A 15,463-nucleotide genomic window follows, 5' to 3' on the forward strand; every position below is an offset into this window, starting at 1 on the left:
GAGAGATGTCAGTGGGGCTGCGGGACGGGTTCGGCCGGCGCGGTCTGCGCGCGCGACAATAGCAGGGTTAGGACTGCCGAGAGAACGAGCAGGCCGGCGACGAAGTAGAGCCCGCCGACGAAACTGCCGGTCTGGTCCTTGATCCATCCGATTATGGCGGGCCCGACGAAGCCGCCGAGATTGCCGATCGAGTTGATGGTGGCGATGCCGGCCGCCGCCGCGGGGCCGGACAGAAACAGCGTCGGCATGCTCCACAGCGGCGGCTTGGCGGAGGAGATGCCGATGTTCACCAGCGCCAGCGCAACCAGCACGGCGACGACGCCGGTCGCGAGTCCGGCATAGGCGAGGCCCGCGGCGGCGATCAGGCAGGCCCAGACCACATGCCAGGTCCGCTCGCCAGTGCGGTCCGAGTGCCGCGCCCACAGGATCATGGCGACGACGGCGGCGGTGGCCGGCAGCGCATTGAGGAAGCCGACCTGGAGCGAGGACAGGCCGAACTGCTTGATGATCTGCGGCGCCCAGACGCCGAGCGTATAGAGGCCGGCCGAGGTGCCGAAATAGATCAGCGACAGCGCCAGCACGCGCGGATCGGCGAGCCCGCGCCAGATGCTGTGGCTGGCGGTCGCGGCCTTGCTGGTGGTCTCGACATTCATGGTCTCGACCAGCCAGCGGCGCTCGTCCTCCGCGAGCCATTTCGCCTTCTCTGGGCGGTCGGTCAGGAAGCCCAGCACGACGAAGCCGAGCAGCACGGCGGGCAGCGCCTCCAGCACGAACAGCCATTGCCAGCCCTTGAAGCCGAACAGGCCTTCCATCTCCAGCAGCGCGCCCGAAATCGGCGACCCGAGCACGGTCGACAGCGGAGCGGCCGCCATGAATAGCGCGGTCACGACGGCGCGCTGGCGGGCCGGGAACCAGTAGGAGAGGTACAGGATGATGCCGGGAAAGAATCCGGCTTCGGCGACGCCGAGCAGGAAGCGCAGGATGTAGAAGCTGGTCGCACCCTGCACGAAGGCCATCGCGGCGGAGACGAGACCCCAGGTGATCATCACCCGGGCGATCCAGATCCGCGCGCCGATCTTGTGCAGGATGATGTTCGAGGGCACCTCGAACAGGAAATAGCCCCAGAAGAAGATGCCGGCGCCGAACCCGTAAACGGTCGACGACAGGCCGATGTCCTTGTTCATCGTCAGCGAGGCGAAGCCGATATTGACGCGGTCGATGAAGGCCACGAAGTACAGCAGCATGATGAAGGGAACGATGCGCCAGGTGATCTTGCGCAGCACGCGCGCCTGAATCCCGCTCGTCATCCTGGCCTCCCTGAATCCCGGTTCTGGTTGTGTGGCGGCGAGCCTAGGCGGAGTTGCGAGGCGGACTCAATTGGCGCTGGTTTATACAAAAAAATGATATAATCCTTGCCAAGCTGTCGCGTGTCAGCGTTGGACGCACTCAAGCTCCCACAGTGTCAGCCCGGCCATGACGACCTCGTGCAACGCGATTGCCTAAGGCGAGAAGAGAGGGCCCGGAATGGAATTGCATCAGCTCAGATGCTTCGTGGCGGCGGCCGAGCAGTTGCATTTCGGCCATGCGGCGCAGCAGCTCAAGATGCTGCCCTCCGCGCTCGGGCGCCAGATCAGGCTGCTCGAGGAAGATCTGGGCACGAGGCTGTTTGCGCGGACGACGCGGGCGGTGTCGCTCACCGAAGACGGCACGACGCTGCTGCGCGATGCACGCGCCATCCTCGCCAAGGTCGAGGCCGTCGAGAGCAATCTGCGCAATCGCTCGCGCGCAGGCGCGGCGCGACGGCTGCGGATCGGCGCCATCGACAGCGCGGCAGCCGGCCTGTTGCCGCCATTGCTGCGCGATTTCCGCGACAGCCATCCCGAGATCGCGGTGCAGCTCCTCGAAGACAAGACTGTCCGGCTGCTGCCGAAGATCCTGACCGGCGCGCTCGATCTCGCTTTCGTCCGCCCGCCCGACAGCGCGGACAAGCGGCTCGAATTCCGCGATCTGCTCCGGGAGACCGCGATCGTGGCGTTCCCGCAGCGGCACGCGCTCGCCGCACGCAAGTCGGTCACGCTGGCGCAGATCGCCGAGGAGGCGATGCTGGTGCCCGATCGCCGCTCGCGGCCGCACAGCCACGACCTCACCGTCAAATTGTTCGAGCAGGCCGGCCTCACGCCCCGCATCGTGCAGGTCGCCGACGAGAAGCAGACCATCATTCACCTGGTGGCAACGAACCTCGGCGTCGCGATCGTGCCGCGCTGGACGACGCGGATGGCGGTGCCGGGCGTGCGCTTCGTGCCGCTCCGGCCGAAGCAGAGCGGTCCCGTCGGACGGTTGCCGCTTGCGGCGGCCTGGCTGCGCGGCTCGCGCGATCCGGCTCGCGACGCGATCCTGGCGGTGCTCGAAGCGCGCCTGCGCAGCTATGCGCGCGAGGCCTGAGAGGGTATGAAATTGGTTTTGACAGAAGGTGGAAGGCGATGACGGATCGGAAAGCTTCGAGCGAATTGCGGGTGGCTATCGCGGGACTGGGCTCGATCGGCACAAAGGTCGCGACCGCGCTCGATCAGGGCATCGAAGGGCTGACGCTGTCGGCTGTCGCCGTGCGCGATCCCGCAAAGCATCAGGCTTTCCTCGAGAGCCTTAGCCGCCCGCCGCAGATCCTGCCGATCGACCAGCTTGGCGAGGCCGCCGACATCGTGGTCGAGTGCGCGCCGAGCAGTCAGCTCCGCGCGATCGTCGAGCCGGCGGTGAAACGCGGCAGGGCCGCGGTCGTCGTCAGCGTCGGCGGACTGCTCGACAATTTCGATCTCGTCGATCTCGCCCGCGCCAATGGCGGCCGCATCATCGTGCCGACCGGTGCGCTGATCGGGCTTGACGCGGTCAACGCCGCCGCCGTCGGCACCATTCATTCCGTCAACATGATCACGCGCAAGCCGATCGACGGCCTGAAGGGTGCACCGTTCATCGTCGAGAACAAGATCGACATCGACAATCTGCGCGAGCCTCTGAAACTGTTCGAGGGCAGCGCGCGCGAGGCGGCGAAGGGCTTTCCGGCCAACGTCAATGTCGCTGTTGCGCTGTCGCTGGCTGGCATCGGGCCCGATCGCACCCGGATTCAGGTTTGGGCCGACCCGACCGTGACGCGCAACGTTCACCGCATCGAGGTCGAGGCGGATTCGGCGCGCTTCTCGATGGGCATCGAGAACATCCCGTCCGAAAATCCCAAGACCGGGATCATCACCGCGCTGTCCGTGATCGCGCTGCTGCGTAAGCAGCGCGCCACGCTGTGCGTCGGGACGTAGCTGGCGTGAGACTTGATTAGCCCAACACGGTGGCGCGCTTTATCACCGTCATCCTTCGAGGCTCCGCTTGCGACGCTATCGCACCGCAAGCGTCGCACCTCAGGATGACGGAATACATATGCGATCGCCCGTGGCGCCTATCTCGACTTACGCGCCCGTGACGCGCCAGATCACGTTGCCGACGTCGTCGGCCATCAGCAGCGACTTCTTGTCCGGGCCTATTACGACGCCGACCGGACGGCCGTAGGATTCCTTCTCGTCCGGCGCGAGGAAGCCCGACAGGATGTCCCGACCGGGACCGGCGGGCTTGCCGTTTTCGAACGGGATGAACACCAGCTTGTAGCCTGACAATGTGCTGCGATTCCACGAGCCGTGCTGACCGATCACCATGCCGTCGGGGAAGCCGGGGAGGGTGCCGGCCGGCATCCAGCACAGGCCGAGCGACGCAGTGTGGCCGCCGAGCGCGTAATCCGGTTGAAGCGCCTTGGCGACCATCGCCGGGTCCTGCGGCACGCGGTCGTCGACGGTCTTGCCCCAGTAGCAATAGGGCCAGCCATAGAAGCCGCCGTCGCGTACCGAGGTGAGATAGTCCGGCGGCGTCTCGTCGCCGAGGCCATCGCGCTCGTTGACGACGGTCCAGAGCACGTTCGTATTCGGCTCCCACGCCAGGCCGACGGGATTGCGCAGGCCGGCACCGAAGATGCGATGTGTGCCGGCGACGAGGTCGAGCTCGTAGACCGCGGCGCGGCCTTCCTCGACCTCCATGCCCATCTCGGCGATGTTGCTGAGCGAGCCGACGCCGGCATAGAGCTTCTTGCCGTCGGGGCTCGCGAGCAGGCTGCGCGTCCAGTGACCGCTCGGCTTGAAGGTAGTGAGCCGCTTGCCTGGCGCGGTGATGCGGTCGGCATTGGCGACATAGGGAAAGGCCATCACGCCGTCGGTGTTGCCGACGTAGAAGGTGTCGCCGACCAAGGCCATGCCGAACGGCTGGCTGAGATTTTCCATGAAGGCGCCGCGATGCTCGGCGACGCCGTCGCCGTCCTTGTCGCGCAGCAGCGTGATGCGGTTGGCGGACACGCCGAGAGCCGCGGCGCGCCGCATCGTCGCCTGCATCGCGTAATGAAACACCGACCTCGGCGGGCCGGCGATCTGCGTCGCCTCGGCGATCAGCACGTCGCCATTGGGCAGCACCTCGATCCAGCGCGGATGGTCGAGGCCGGTTGCGAACGCATTGACCTTGAGCCCGGGCGCGGTCGTCGGCTTCTGTCCCTCGCTCCAGCCCCGTGCCGTCGGCATCTTCAAGGTCGGCAGCGCGCCTTGCGGCTTCGCCTGGGGAATCGCGGGGGCCTGGCCCCATGCGGGCGCAGGCGCGGTGCCTGAGAGCTTCCGCCATTGCAGCGCGATGCCGCCGACGAAGGCGACGAACTGCGCAAAGATGCTGGAAAAATTCATCAAAATCCCCTGTTGAACGTGCGGCACAGTCCAACGACGGATCGTCCGGGATTGGCCCGAAGCCCCGCGCGGGCTCAGGCCTGATCGTCGACCTCTCCAGATCCACGATTAACGTGTCGTCGTGCCTCGTTGCGGGCGCATCCAACTGGGTAGCGGTAAAAAGGTCAACCAGCACCGGCCCGCATCGGGCCGTTTATGGCCCGCGCAATGGCGGCACGCCGAATTTGCATGGCAAGGAGGCAAGTCTATCCCCGTCGTCCTGAGGTACGAGCCATGGGGCGCAACGCGCGCCATGGGGAGCCTCGAAGGATGACGGGACCAGCTGTGACGTTGTGCGGAGAGCGCGGCAGGGAAGGCGTGTGCCCGTCACCGCGGCGACAGGAACGGGATGATCATCGGCACGCGGCGGCAATAGGCGCCGTAGGCGTCTTCGCCGAGCTCCTTGGACAGGAACACCTCTTCCATCCGGCCCTTCTGCCACATGCCGAGCGAGATCAGGATCGCGCCGAGGATTGTCGTGACCATGCCGATCGCGATCCCGGTGACGAGCATGCCGAAGATCAGCCCGGTGTAGATCGGGTGACGCACGATGCCGTAGGGGCCGGTGTCGATGACGCGGTGGTCTTCCTTGTGGGTGATGGTGTTGGACCAGAACTTTCCGAGATGCAGCCGGCCCCACCAGGCGAAGGCGATGCCGGCGATCGAGAGCACCGCGGCGACATAGATGCCGCTGTTGCCGAGCACCCAGAGCGGCTTCCAGCCCAGCAGCTCCGCAACCCACGGCGTGAACAGGATGCCGCCGACTAGGATCGGCAGGCTGTAGCGCTGCGACTCCAGCGTCATGACCTGCTTCTTGGTCTGGCCCTGCCAGAACGAGGCGCCGATCCAGCTGAGGAGAAAGGCGAGCCAGATCAGTGCGAGGAGTTCGGTCGGCCAGCTCGTGGTCCAGCCACCCCAGGCCACGGAGAGAAGCTTGCTGAAATCGAAGGACATGCCGAAATGTTCTTTGCTTTGGGCGGAGCGGTCAGCTCGCGCGCGAGGACAGCGCGTGATGCTCGATGGCGCCGGAGGGGACTTCGCCGCCGCGGGCGAGCAGATGGGTGATGGTTTCGCGCAGCACCGGCTCGATCGGGCGCGGCGCGTAGCCGAGCTCGTTGCGGGCCTTGTCGATCGACAGATCGCTCGCGGCCAGCGCGATGCGCACGCCCTCGGCGGTGCCGTTGGGCGGGCGGCGCGTGATGCGATCGGAGATGGATTCCAGCATGATCGCGGAGAGCTCGGCGATCTTGCCGGGCACGACGACCGGATACTGCCGCCGTCCGCTCATCGCCGACATCATCCGCAGGATGTTGCCGAGCGGGACGCAGTCACCGCCGAGGATATAGCGCTGGCCGATGCGGCCGCGTTCCATCGTCAGCACGAGGCCCATCGCGACATCGCGGACATCGACGAGGTTGACCAGGAAGTTGAGATGCGGCTGCACCTTCTTCTGGAGGAAGTACCAGAGCATCGCGGTCGGCGGCGTCAGATTGTGGTCGGCGGCGCCGATCGGCATGGTCGGCGTGCCGATCACGAGCGGGAAGCCGGCGGCCGCGGCCTTCGCGGCGCAATGCTCGGCGAGCGACTTCGAGCGCGTATAGGCGCCCGGCATCGCGTCGGCCGGCTGCAGCGCCTCTTCGGCGGGAACGCCCTTGAGGTCGCAATAGGGGAACAGGATCGATTCCGTCGAGCAATGCAGGAAGCGCGACACGCCGCGCTTCATCGCCGCCGCGAGCACGGTCTCGGTTCCGCGGCAATTGACGTCGTGAAAGTCCTGCTTGTTGGCGACCCACATGCCCGGCAGGCCGGCGAGGTGATAGACCTGATCGACGCCAGCGATCGCAGCATCCACCGCGGCACCATCCAGCACCGAGCCTTGGACATGTTCAACGTCCGTGTTTGCCGCGGCCGGGGGCCGGACATCGAGAACGCGCACCCGCTGCCCACGGGCGCGGAGCGCTTCGACGAGGTGATGTCCGATGAAACCACTGCCACCGGTAACCAGTACGAGAGCCATGCAGAAGGTTGCTGTTTCGCTTCTAGAATTATCGGGTTGAAAGGGAATTGGTCGGAAGAGGCGCCAGAATCGCGGCAAGGTCACGGCGGAAACCCAGCGCAATGAACAATTTCGCCATGACAAACATCGGCCCAAGCAACAGATGCGACGGAAAAGTGAACAACGAGGCTTCGCGCCCCTCAAAAACCTTGTGGCCGATGGTCTGCGCGGTAACGCCGAGTCCGACCAGCGCAGCGAAAATTGCCCACATCATTGCGGTGCTGGCCTGCGCCGAAATGGTCGTCGCGATCGAAAACAGCACGACGGAGACGGCCAGAATGCCGACCCCCAACGCTACGTCCAGCAGCAGCCAGTAGACGAGAACTGGCAGCGCCAGGATCACCGCCAGACTGACCTCGAATCCGGCCACCGGCACCTTCACAAGCGTTAGCGGCAGCACAGCGCCAGTGAAGAGCAGGAGGATACCGATCACATGCATCGCCGTGTTCCGGGGATCGCGATGGTATTCAACATAAACAGCAAGTTGGCGCTGAAAATAGCCACCCATCTCGGTCTCGTGCATTGCGGTCGGGGACAACGAAGAAAGCCTATAGCACCGGACCGGGCAGTGCACAAACCGGCGCTATTGTCGCGCAAGACCGTGGTCTCGCGCTGTGAGACAGGTCACAAAACGGAAGAACTTCAAGGGGTTCCGTCAGCCCAGGCCGCGCTCGCTCAGTGCTTCTTGGCGGGCTTTTTCGCCGCAGGCGCAGGCGCCGCAGCCGGATGCGCAGGTGCCTCCTCCGGCACCTTGGCATAGGTTGCGATTTGCAACTGGCTGTTGGCGGCCGAGGTCGGCTTGGCCCTGTCGAGAAACTGCTCCTCGCCGAGGCCGATCGGATGCAGCCGCTTCGTCGAGATCTTGAACGTGTTCACCAGGACGTCGCGGATCGCATCGGCGCGGCGCTGGCTCAGGATCGCATTGGCCTCGCGCGTCTTGGCATTGGATTCGACGTGGCCGACGATCAGGAACGTGTAGGGCAGCAGCGAGGAGTGGACCAGCGCGTCCGCGATGCGGCCGACGGTCTGGTACGAGGCCGGCTGGATGATCGGCGTGTCGGGGTCGAACTGGATCTGCGCCGTGAAGGTGGGCAGCTTGGCCAGATCAGGCGCGATCAGCGGCCGGTTGACCGGACCCGGATCATTCTTGATCCTGGCCTTGGCGCGCTCCATCACCTGCAGCTTCAGCGCGGGGAGGTCGACTTCGGCGGCTTCCTCGAAATGGTTGAGCTTGCCGATGATGTCGTCGCGGGTCGGCGCCGCCGTCTGCGCGCTGGCTGTTCCCGGGAGCAAGGCGAGGCCAAGACTGATACCAAGACTGATACCAAGCGCGATGGCGGTTCCGGTGCTGAAGAGGCTGCTGGCGCGCATCACCGATACCCCGCGTCGTCGACGGCCTTCAGGCAGTTGTTGCTGATGCCCTTGGGGGTCGAGATCAGGCAGGGGATCGACTTGCTGGTCTCCTTGGTCGAACCGTTGCAGACCTTGACGATCTCGCGCTGGCAGGCGTTCGCGACCGTGACACGGGCGGCGACGCGCTTCTGGATGGCGTCGAAGGCGCCGAGATAGTCGCTCTGGCATTGCTGGGACAGCACGTCCCGGTTGCGGGACAGGCACTCCTTCAGGCGGGTCGAATCCGGATTGACGCCGCGGCAATTGGCGACGATTTCCGCACCGCAGCTCTTCGCCAGCAGCCCGATCGAATCGCCAAAGCTCATGGTCTCCGCCGCGCTCAGCGACGGCATCCCCAATGCCAGCAAGATCAGTGTGATGGAGCCCCGGACCATAGGCGCATCTGATACGGGGAAGTTCGCGGTGGTCAAGGGCTGTTCGGGCGAGAACTGTCGACAGTTCGGCCAGTGCGGCGAACAGTCCTCACTCGGCGTCGGCGAGGGGCGGCCATTCGATCAGGGCGAAGGTGTGTCTCGCCAAATCCTCGGCCACGGCAGGGTCGGCCTTGAGTTCGTCCAGCGTCCGCGGCTGGGGAAGCTGGCGGCCGTCCGCGGCCAACTCCTGGGCGTAGAATTCGAGCGCGTCGGGCGCACTCTCCAGCGCGTCGTCGATGTCGTCACCGCCGGAAATGCAGCCGGGCAGGTCCGGAAACCACAGGCTGACGGCATCCGGCTCTGTCTCCTCGATGATGGCGACGTACTGAGGCATGGCAGACCGATAGTCCAAGAGTTGTGCCGGGAGGTTTGATTTCGATTATGAGTACCTCATCTGCGGAGGTAAGCAATTGAGTGGATTGACGTTAGCGGAAGGCGCCGGGTCGTTCCTGTTTCATGATGTTGGTGCCGTCCCCGGGCCACGTACGATGCGGGTCTTCTCGTTTTGCCCCGGATCGAGCACGCGGCACACGCGCATCATCATGGCGATGCATGGCGTCGATCGCGCCGCTGCGGAGTTTCGCGATCTTCTCGCCCCGCAAGCCGAACGTAATGGGCAGATCGTGCTGGTGCCGGAGTTCGATCCGGATCAGTTCCCGGGCGTCCATGCGTACAATTTCGGCGGCGTGCGACGGCCCCCGCCCGACAACACGGTCTTGCCGCGCGATCATTGGAATTTCGGGGTGATCGACCGGCTGTTTCACCATGTTCGACAGGCGATCGGATCCAGCCGGGAAACCTTCGGTCTGTTCGGCAATTCAGCGGGCGCCCAATTTGTCCTGCGTTATCTCGCACTCAACGAGGCTGCGTCCGTTGATCTCGCCGTGGCCGCCAACTGCGGGTGCTACATGCTGCCCAGCCTCACCAAGGACTATCCGGACGGCATGGGCGGGATTGGCCTCGACGAGAGTTATCTGCGGAGGTATTTGGCGCGCCCTTTGGTCATTCTGCTGGGCGACGCCGACAACGACCCGAACGATCCCCATTTGCCCCGCTGGGACGAGGCGATGGCGCAAGGGCCTCATCGCCTCGCGCGCGGACTCTGGCATTTCGATCACTGCAAGGAGCTGGCCAGGGGTCTCGGTGTCGCGCTGGGCTGGAGACTCGAGATCGCGCCCGGTGCCGGGCATGTCGACCAGCTGATTTACGACCAGGGAGCCGACATCTTGATCGGCTGAGCAGAGGCGAAGCTCACGCCCGCTGCACGAAGCTGTCCACGACCTTCTTCTCGCCGGCCTTGTCGAAGGCGATGGTGAGCTTGTTGCCGTCGATCCTGGTGACGCGGCCGTAGCCGAACTTCTGGTGGAAGACGCGGTCGGCAAGCGAGAATTCCGAGGTCGTGCCGGTCGATTTGGCGACCAGCTCACCCTCGATCGTCATCGGCCCGCGCCGGCGCGAGGAGAAGCTGCCGAAATCGGGGCCGGGCGATGAAGCGGACGAGAACGACGAGGTCTGTTCCTCGAAACCGCCGCTTCCGCCGCCGCCATTGCGGCCGCCACCCCGGTTGCGGTTGGCTTGTGCCCGCTGCCAGCCCGGGGTCGAATAGGTCGAGCCGAACGCCTCCATGTCGTCGAAGCGCGAGGCGCCGTAGCCGCCGGTGCCGCCCCAGGCCGAGCCGCCCTTGGACTCCGTGATCTCGACATTGGCCGCCGGCAGTTCGTCGAGGAAGCGCGACGGGATCGTGGTCGACCAGGTGCCGTGGATGCGCCGGTTGGTCGCGAAATAGATCATGGCGCGGCGGCGGGCGCGGGTGATGCCGACATGGCCGAGACGGCGTTCTTCCTCGAGGCCGGCGCGGCCCTGTTCGTCCAGCGTGCGCTGGCTCGGGAACAGGCCTTCCTCCCAGCCGGGCAGGAACACGTTGTCGAATTCGAGGCCCTTGGCCGAGTGCAGCGTCATCAGCGACACCGCGTCCTCGTCGGCGCCGCTGTCGCGGTCCATCACCAGCGAAATGTGCTCCAAAAACCCTTGCAGGTTCTCGAACTCCTCCATCGAGCGCACGAGTTCTTTCAAATTCTCCAGCCGGCCCGCGGCGTCCGCCGAGCGGTCCTTCTGCCACATCTCGGTGTAGCCGCTCTCGTCGAGCACGATCTGGGCGAGATCGGTGTGAGCGGTGACCTCGCGCTGGGCACGCCAGCGGTCGAAACTGGCAACGACATCGCGCAAGCTGCCGCGCGCTTTCGGCTTCAACTCGTCGGTCTCGACCACCGCGCGCGCCGCCTCGAACAGCGGGATGCGGCGCTTGCGGGCGTGATCGTGCAACATCTGCACGGTGGCATCGCCAAGGCCGCGCTTGGGTGTGTTGACGATGCGCTCGAAGGCGAGATCGTCGGCCGGCGAATTGATGACGCGTAAGTAAGCCAGCGCGTCGCGGATCTCGGCGCGCTCGTAGAAGCGCGGGCCGCCGATGACGCGATAAGGCAGGCCGAGCGTGACGAAACGGTCTTCGAACTCGCGCATCTGGTAGGAGGCGCGCACGAGAATGGCGATCTCGTTCAGCTTCTCGCCCTTGCGCTGGATCTGCTCGATCTCCTCGCCGATGCCGCGGGCTTCCTCTTCGGAATCCCAGGAGCCCGTGACCGTGACCTTCTCGCCGTCCTGGTCCTCGGTGCGCAGCGTCTTGCCGAGCCGGCCTTCGTTGTGCGCGATCAGATGCGAGGCGGCGGCGAGGATGTGGCCGGTCGAGCGGTAGTTGCGCTCGAGGCGGATCACCTTGGCGCCGGGGAAATCGTGGTCGAAACGCAGGATGTTGTCGACCTCCGCGCCGCGCCAGCCATAGATCGACTGGTCGTCGTCGCCGACGCAGCAGATGTTCTTGATGTGGGGTGTCTTCTCCTTCTCCCCACTTGCGGGATCGCGACGAGCTTCGCTCGCGCTGAGAAGGTCGGGATGAGGGGGAGTCTCCACGAGCGCGGTGCTGGGAGAGTCCCCCTCATTCGCATCGCTTTGCGATGCGGCCTCTCCCCGCATGCGGGGAGAGGCGCAAGAAGACGGCGCCTGCGACAGCAGCCGCAGCCACAGATATTGCGCGACGTTCGTGTCCTGATACTCGTCGACCAGGATGTATTTGAAGCGCTGCTGGTACTGCCTGAGGATATCCGGGTGCTCGCGGAAGATGCGGATGTCTTCGAGCAGCAGGTCGCCGAAATCGGCGGCGTTCAAGATCTTCAGGCGCTCCTGGTAGCTCGCATAGAGCTTGCCGCCCTTGCCGTTGGCGAAGACCGCGGCTTCGCCTGGGGGCACCTGCGACGGCGTCAGGCCGCGGTTCTTCCAGCCGTCGATCAGGCCGGCCAGCATGCGCGCGGGCCAGCGCTTGTCGTCGATGTTGTCGGCCTGCAGGAGCTGCTTCAGCAGCCGCACCTGGTCGTCGGTGTCGAGCACGGTGAAGTTCGACTTGAGCTGCGCCAGCTCGGCATGGGTGCGCAGGATGCGGCCGCCGATGGAATGGAAAGTGCCGAGCCACGGCATGCCTTCGACGGCGTGGCCGAGCATCTGGCCGAGCCGGTGCTTCATCTCGCGCGCGGCCTTGTTGGTGAAGGTCACCGACAGGATCTCGGCGGGGCGGGCGCGGCCCTGGCTCAGGATGTGGGCGATGCGCGTGGTCAGCACGCGGGTCTTGCCGGTGCCGGCACCGGCCAGCACCAGGACCGGGCCGTCCAGCGTCTCCACGGCGTCGCGCTGCTCCGGATTGAGCCCCGCCAGATATTTCGGGCCCACCGAGGCGCGCGCACGCGCGGCGATGCCGCCGGCCGCAGGCTGGTGGTCGGGGACGCTCTCGGAGGTGATCTTGCTTGGCTCGGTCATGCGAATCATTGGCCCCACGATGGCACCGCGGGGTTGCGGAAGGGAGCCTTCATAACAGGGATTGGTGCCTATATGGGGCGCCGCGAGGGGGTTTTCCACGTGCGCGGCCGGGCGATTTTGTTCCTGCGGGCCGGGCGAATTTCCGGCGGGAACGGGCCGGAACCAATGTTCCGCTCTGGAGATTGTTTGGGCAAGTGAGGCGCGTCAGCCGCGCCGATCGCAGACAGTCATCGAAACAGAGGTTCTGCCATGCTGAGCTGGGTTGTGACGTTTCTGGTTATCGCACTGATCGCCGGTATTCTGGGCTTTGGCGGCATCGCCGGCGCATCGATCGAAATCGCCAAGATCATCTTCTTCATCGCGATTGTCCTGTTCCTGGTCTCGGCCGTGGTGGGCCTGGCCCGCGGCCGCAGCAGGGTCTAGCGGCGTTATGACTGAAGCATGATCTGCACTACCGCTTCGAGGGCATCGCCACGTTTCGGCCGATGCCCTCGGGGCGCGGCACCGTGCTGTGGGCCGCGACGACAGCCCGGATGCGTTCGCTGATATCTGGCGGAAACGGCGCCACTTTGCGCGAGCCCATGTCGATGTGGAGCGACATGTTTTCCGAGGTGGCCGACAGCCAGCCCTCGTTCGCGTGCCGCAACTCCTGGAATGTGTGCAGCCGCTTGTCGTCGGCCTCCAGCAGCCAGACCGAAACCTGCACGGGATCGCCGAGATGGATCTCGCGCAAATACCGCACGTGGCATTCGGCGGTGAAGGTCGAGCCGCCTCGCTCCTTCATGTAGGTGGGCCCGATGCCGAGCTGTAGCCACATCTGGTCGATCGCCCGGTCGAACATCACATTGTAATAGGCCATGTTGAGATGGCCGTTATAGTCGATCCATTGCGGCTCGATCTGCATGATCGAGGCGCGGAACGGCTCGGCTGTTGGCGTTGTGACTGTCACCGGCATGTTTCCTTCCAGCTATGCGTCCGGTCGCTTGACTTGACCGGTTTTATGTCCTTTGCCACGGTTCTTCTGTCGGAGGAATTTCCGTGGGTACCACCATCACCAATAATCCGCCGCGGCCGGAGCCGAAAGCCCTCGCTAGCGCGCTGGAGCAGCTTGCCGCACGCTTCGGCAACCGCCTGATCACCTCGCAGGCCGTCCGCGAGCAGCACGGCCATACCACCACATGGATCGTCAACCAGCCGCCGGATGGCGTGGTGATGGCGCAGGAGACCGCCGACATCCAGGACGTGGTGCGGATCTGCGCCAGGAACGGTGTGCCGGTCATTGCCTTCGGCACCGGCACCTCGCTGGAGGGCCAGGTCAACGCGCCGGCCGGCGGCATCTCGATCGACCTGCGCGACATGAACAAGGTGCTCGCCGTGCACGCCGAGGACCTCGACTGCGTGATCCAGCCCGGTGTCACCCGCAAGGCGCTCAATGAGCATCTGCGCGACCAGGGCCTGTTCTTCCCGATCGATCCCGGCGCGGATGCTTCGCTCGGCGGCATGGCCTCGACCCGCGCCTCCGGCACCAATGCGGTGCGCTACGGCACCATGCGCGACAGCGTGCTGGCGCTCAAGGTCGTGCGCGGCGACGGCGAGATCATCACGACTGGCACGCGTGCCAAGAAATCCTCCGCCGGTTACGACCTGACGCATCTGTTCGTCGGCGCCGAAGGCACGCTCGGCATCATCTCGGAGCTGACCATCCGCCTGCGCGGCATCCCCGAGACGATTGCTGCCGGCGCGGTGTCGTTCGAGACCGTGCACGGGGCGTGTCAGGCCGTGATCCTGGCGATCCAGACCGGCATTCCCGTGGCGCGCATCGAGCTGCTCAACGCCGCGCAGGTCAAGGCCTGCAACGCCTATTCGAAGCTGACGCTGCCGGAGACGCCGTTGCTCCTGATGGAATTCCACGGCAGCGAGATCGAGGTCGCCGAACAGTCCAAGGCCTTCGGCGAGATCGCAAAGGACTGCGGCGGCGGGGATTTCTCCTGGACCACCAAGCCCGAGGACCGCACCAAGCTGTGGCAGGCGCGGCACGACGCCTACTGGTCCGTGAAGGCGCTCCGCCCCGGCGACAGCATCGGCGTGGTCGCAACCGACGTCTGCGTGCCGATCTCGCGCCTTGCCGAATGCGTCGGCGAGACCGAGGAAGACCTGAAGCGCCTCAATCTGTTGTCGCCGATCGTCGGCCATGTCGGCGACGGCAATTTCCACTGTTCGCTGGTCTGCGACACCAACGATGCCGACGAGATGGCGCGCGGCGAGGAGTTCATGCATCGGCTGGTCGAGCGCGCGCAGGCGATGGACGGCACCTGCACCGGCGAACACGGCATCGGTCAGGGCAAGCAGAAATACCTCAAGGCCGAACTGGGCCCCGAGGCGCTGGACGCGATGCGGGCGCTGAAGAAGGCGCTCGATCCACAGAACATCTTCAACCCCGGCAAGATCGTGCCGGAGGCGTAGCGCGCAGGCTGACCGCCGTTTATGCTCGCTCCATCATACGGAGCGGGCAATGCGCTGGTTCGCGCGAAAGACGCGACAAGACATCTGGGATGAGGCGATCGAAGGCTCGCTCGGCGACATCGAGGCCGCCGAGCGCATCCGCGCGATCTGTGACGCTGCCGCTGCGAGCGCGGCAGGCTCTGGGCGCAACGACAGGCGCGACAGCGAGCGCTACGAGCGCGCCGCCAAGGTCGCGATGGAAATCGCAATGAAGATGTCGGATGGATTGATGCGCGACGACGCGGTGCGCCGCATCGTCGATCTCTGCATGACGGCGAACGACCTCAAGACCGCCCAGATCCTGTTCCGCGCGATCCATGCCAGCTGGATCCGCGAGACGGTGCAGCGGGATCATCCGACGCTGGTGCAGTGATCATTCGTTGCTGTCGCATTGCGACGACATGCCAATCCATCACCGT

Annotated in this window: 16 protein-coding genes; 6 read left to right on the forward strand and 10 right to left on the reverse strand. The window is 65.4% G+C overall.

The window, feature by feature from the left end; genetic code table 11:
* Positions 1–8 precede the first annotated feature (8 nt).
* On the reverse strand, positions 9–1,307 hold the full coding sequence (locus tag F8237_RS23930; RefSeq protein ID WP_151648489.1) for an MFS transporter: 1,299 nt from the start codon (positions 1,305–1,307) through the stop codon (positions 9–11).
* Positions 1,308–1,524: 217 nt separating this feature from the next.
* Between F8237_RS23930 and F8237_RS23935 the strand changes: the two genes are divergently transcribed.
* Together F8237_RS23935 and F8237_RS23940 are read left to right on the forward strand one after the other, a co-directional pair.
* Positions 1,525–2,442, forward strand: coding sequence for a LysR family transcriptional regulator (locus F8237_RS23935; RefSeq protein WP_151648491.1), 918 nt, complete (start codon positions 1,525–1,527; stop codon positions 2,440–2,442).
* A gap of 38 nt (positions 2,443–2,480) precedes the next feature.
* Entirely contained in the window at positions 2,481–3,305 is an 825-nt protein-coding gene (locus tag F8237_RS23940) for an aspartate dehydrogenase (protein ID WP_151648493.1), read from the forward strand.
* A 147-nt stretch (positions 3,306–3,452) separates the two neighbouring features.
* Here F8237_RS23940 and F8237_RS23945 read toward each other — a convergent pair whose 3' ends face one another.
* From F8237_RS23945 to F8237_RS23970, 7 genes are all read right to left on the reverse strand, one after another.
* Positions 3,453–4,757: a PQQ-dependent sugar dehydrogenase gene (locus F8237_RS23945; RefSeq protein ID WP_162006189.1), complete on the reverse strand. Its 1,305-nt coding sequence runs from the start codon at positions 4,755–4,757 to the stop codon at positions 3,453–3,455.
* A gap of 366 nt (positions 4,758–5,123) precedes the next feature.
* Positions 5,124–5,750 (reverse strand): methyltransferase family protein, encoded by a 627-nt coding sequence (locus tag F8237_RS23950; protein ID WP_151648497.1) that lies wholly within the window; start codon positions 5,748–5,750, stop codon positions 5,124–5,126.
* 31 nt (positions 5,751–5,781) lie between these two features.
* Positions 5,782–6,813: an NAD-dependent epimerase/dehydratase family protein gene (locus tag F8237_RS23955; RefSeq protein WP_151648499.1), complete on the reverse strand. Its 1,032-nt coding sequence runs from the start codon at positions 6,811–6,813 to the stop codon at positions 5,782–5,784.
* 28 nt (positions 6,814–6,841) lie between these two features.
* Positions 6,842–7,360: an Mpo1 family 2-hydroxy fatty acid dioxygenase gene (locus F8237_RS23960; RefSeq protein WP_151648501.1), complete on the reverse strand. Its 519-nt coding sequence runs from the start codon at positions 7,358–7,360 to the stop codon at positions 6,842–6,844.
* 167 nt (positions 7,361–7,527) lie between these two features.
* Positions 7,528–8,223: an OmpA family protein gene (locus tag F8237_RS36115; RefSeq protein ID WP_162006190.1), complete on the reverse strand. Its 696-nt coding sequence runs from the start codon at positions 8,221–8,223 to the stop codon at positions 7,528–7,530.
* Positions 8,223–8,639, reverse strand: a complete 417-nt coding sequence (locus F8237_RS36120; protein WP_162006191.1) for a hypothetical protein — start codon at positions 8,637–8,639, stop codon at positions 8,223–8,225. Before F8237_RS36120 ends, F8237_RS36115 begins: the two co-directional genes overlap by 1 nt.
* Before the next feature lie 88 nt (positions 8,640–8,727).
* Entirely contained in the window at positions 8,728–9,012 is a 285-nt protein-coding gene (locus tag F8237_RS23970) for a type II toxin-antitoxin system HicB family antitoxin (protein ID WP_151648505.1), read from the reverse strand.
* Positions 9,013–9,088: 76 nt separating this feature from the next.
* Between F8237_RS23970 and F8237_RS23975 the strand changes: the two genes are divergently transcribed.
* Positions 9,089–9,916 carry a hypothetical protein gene (locus F8237_RS23975; RefSeq protein WP_151648507.1) on the forward strand — a complete coding sequence of 276 codons (828 nt, stop codon included), beginning with the start codon at positions 9,089–9,091 and terminating at the stop codon, positions 9,914–9,916.
* Between the two features lie 13 nt (positions 9,917–9,929).
* On the opposite strand, the gene F8237_RS23980 is transcribed toward F8237_RS23975, so the two are convergent.
* Complete coding sequence (locus F8237_RS23980; RefSeq protein ID WP_151648509.1) at positions 9,930–12,551, reverse strand: ATP-dependent helicase; 2,622 nt, start codon at positions 12,549–12,551, stop codon at positions 9,930–9,932.
* Positions 12,552–12,791: 240 nt separating this feature from the next.
* On the opposite strand from F8237_RS23980, the gene F8237_RS23985 reads away from it, so the two are divergent.
* Positions 12,792–12,965 (forward strand): DUF1328 domain-containing protein, encoded by a 174-nt coding sequence (locus F8237_RS23985; RefSeq protein WP_151648511.1) that lies wholly within the window; start codon positions 12,792–12,794, stop codon positions 12,963–12,965.
* A 28-nt stretch (positions 12,966–12,993) separates the two neighbouring features.
* Here F8237_RS23985 and F8237_RS23990 read toward each other — a convergent pair whose 3' ends face one another.
* The gene (locus tag F8237_RS23990; RefSeq protein ID WP_151648513.1) at positions 12,994–13,497 is read right to left on the reverse strand and encodes a thioesterase family protein; all 504 of its coding nucleotides are present in this window, start codon (positions 13,495–13,497) and stop codon (positions 12,994–12,996) included.
* A gap of 83 nt (positions 13,498–13,580) precedes the next feature.
* Here F8237_RS23990 and F8237_RS23995 point away from each other — a divergent pair, with 83 nt between their 5' ends.
* Both F8237_RS23995 and F8237_RS24000 read left to right on the forward strand, forming a co-directional pair.
* A complete protein-coding gene (locus F8237_RS23995; RefSeq protein WP_151648515.1) occupies positions 13,581–15,005 on the forward strand; it encodes an FAD-binding oxidoreductase in 1,425 nt (474 codons plus the stop codon).
* Positions 15,006–15,054: 49 nt separating this feature from the next.
* Entirely contained in the window at positions 15,055–15,417 is a 363-nt protein-coding gene (locus tag F8237_RS24000; RefSeq protein WP_151648517.1) for a hypothetical protein, read from the forward strand.
* Positions 15,418–15,463 lie beyond the last annotated feature (46 nt).

Source organism: Bradyrhizobium betae (assembly GCF_008932115.1).
Taxonomy (GTDB): Bacteria; Pseudomonadota; Alphaproteobacteria; order Rhizobiales; family Xanthobacteraceae; genus Bradyrhizobium; species Bradyrhizobium betae.

Bases quoted from the DNA above. Each gene is read 5' to 3' on its own strand.
- F8237_RS23955 (WP_151648499.1), bottom strand. From the start codon at position 6,813: ATGGCTCTCGTACTGGTTACCGGTGGCAGTGGTTTCATCGGACATCAC.
- F8237_RS23985 (WP_151648511.1), top strand. From the start codon at position 12,792: ATGCTGAGCTGGGTTGTGACGTTTCTGGTTATCGCACTGATCGCCGGT.
- F8237_RS23980 (WP_151648509.1), bottom strand. From the start codon at position 12,551: ATGATTCGCATGACCGAGCCAAGCAAGATCACCTCCGAGAGCGTCCCC.
- F8237_RS23935 (WP_151648491.1), top strand. From the start codon at position 1,525: ATGGAATTGCATCAGCTCAGATGCTTCGTGGCGGCGGCCGAGCAGTTG.
- F8237_RS24000 (WP_151648517.1), top strand. From the start codon at position 15,055: ATGCGCTGGTTCGCGCGAAAGACGCGACAAGACATCTGGGATGAGGCG.
- F8237_RS23940 (WP_151648493.1), top strand. From the start codon at position 2,481: ATGACGGATCGGAAAGCTTCGAGCGAATTGCGGGTGGCTATCGCGGGA.
- F8237_RS23945 (WP_162006189.1), bottom strand. From the start codon at position 4,757: ATGAATTTTTCCAGCATCTTTGCGCAGTTCGTCGCCTTCGTCGGCGGC.
- F8237_RS23930 (WP_151648489.1), bottom strand. From the start codon at position 1,307: ATGACGAGCGGGATTCAGGCGCGCGTGCTGCGCAAGATCACCTGGCGC.
- F8237_RS23990 (WP_151648513.1), bottom strand. From the start codon at position 13,497: ATGCCGGTGACAGTCACAACGCCAACAGCCGAGCCGTTCCGCGCCTCG.
- F8237_RS36120 (WP_162006191.1), bottom strand. From the start codon at position 8,639: ATGGTCCGGGGCTCCATCACACTGATCTTGCTGGCATTGGGGATGCCG.
- F8237_RS23960 (WP_151648501.1), bottom strand. From the start codon at position 7,360: ATGGGTGGCTATTTTCAGCGCCAACTTGCTGTTTATGTTGAATACCAT.
- F8237_RS23950 (WP_151648497.1), bottom strand. From the start codon at position 5,750: ATGTCCTTCGATTTCAGCAAGCTTCTCTCCGTGGCCTGGGGTGGCTGG.
- F8237_RS23970 (WP_151648505.1), bottom strand. From the start codon at position 9,012: ATGCCTCAGTACGTCGCCATCATCGAGGAGACAGAGCCGGATGCCGTC.
- F8237_RS36115 (WP_162006190.1), bottom strand. From the start codon at position 8,223: ATGCGCGCCAGCAGCCTCTTCAGCACCGGAACCGCCATCGCGCTTGGT.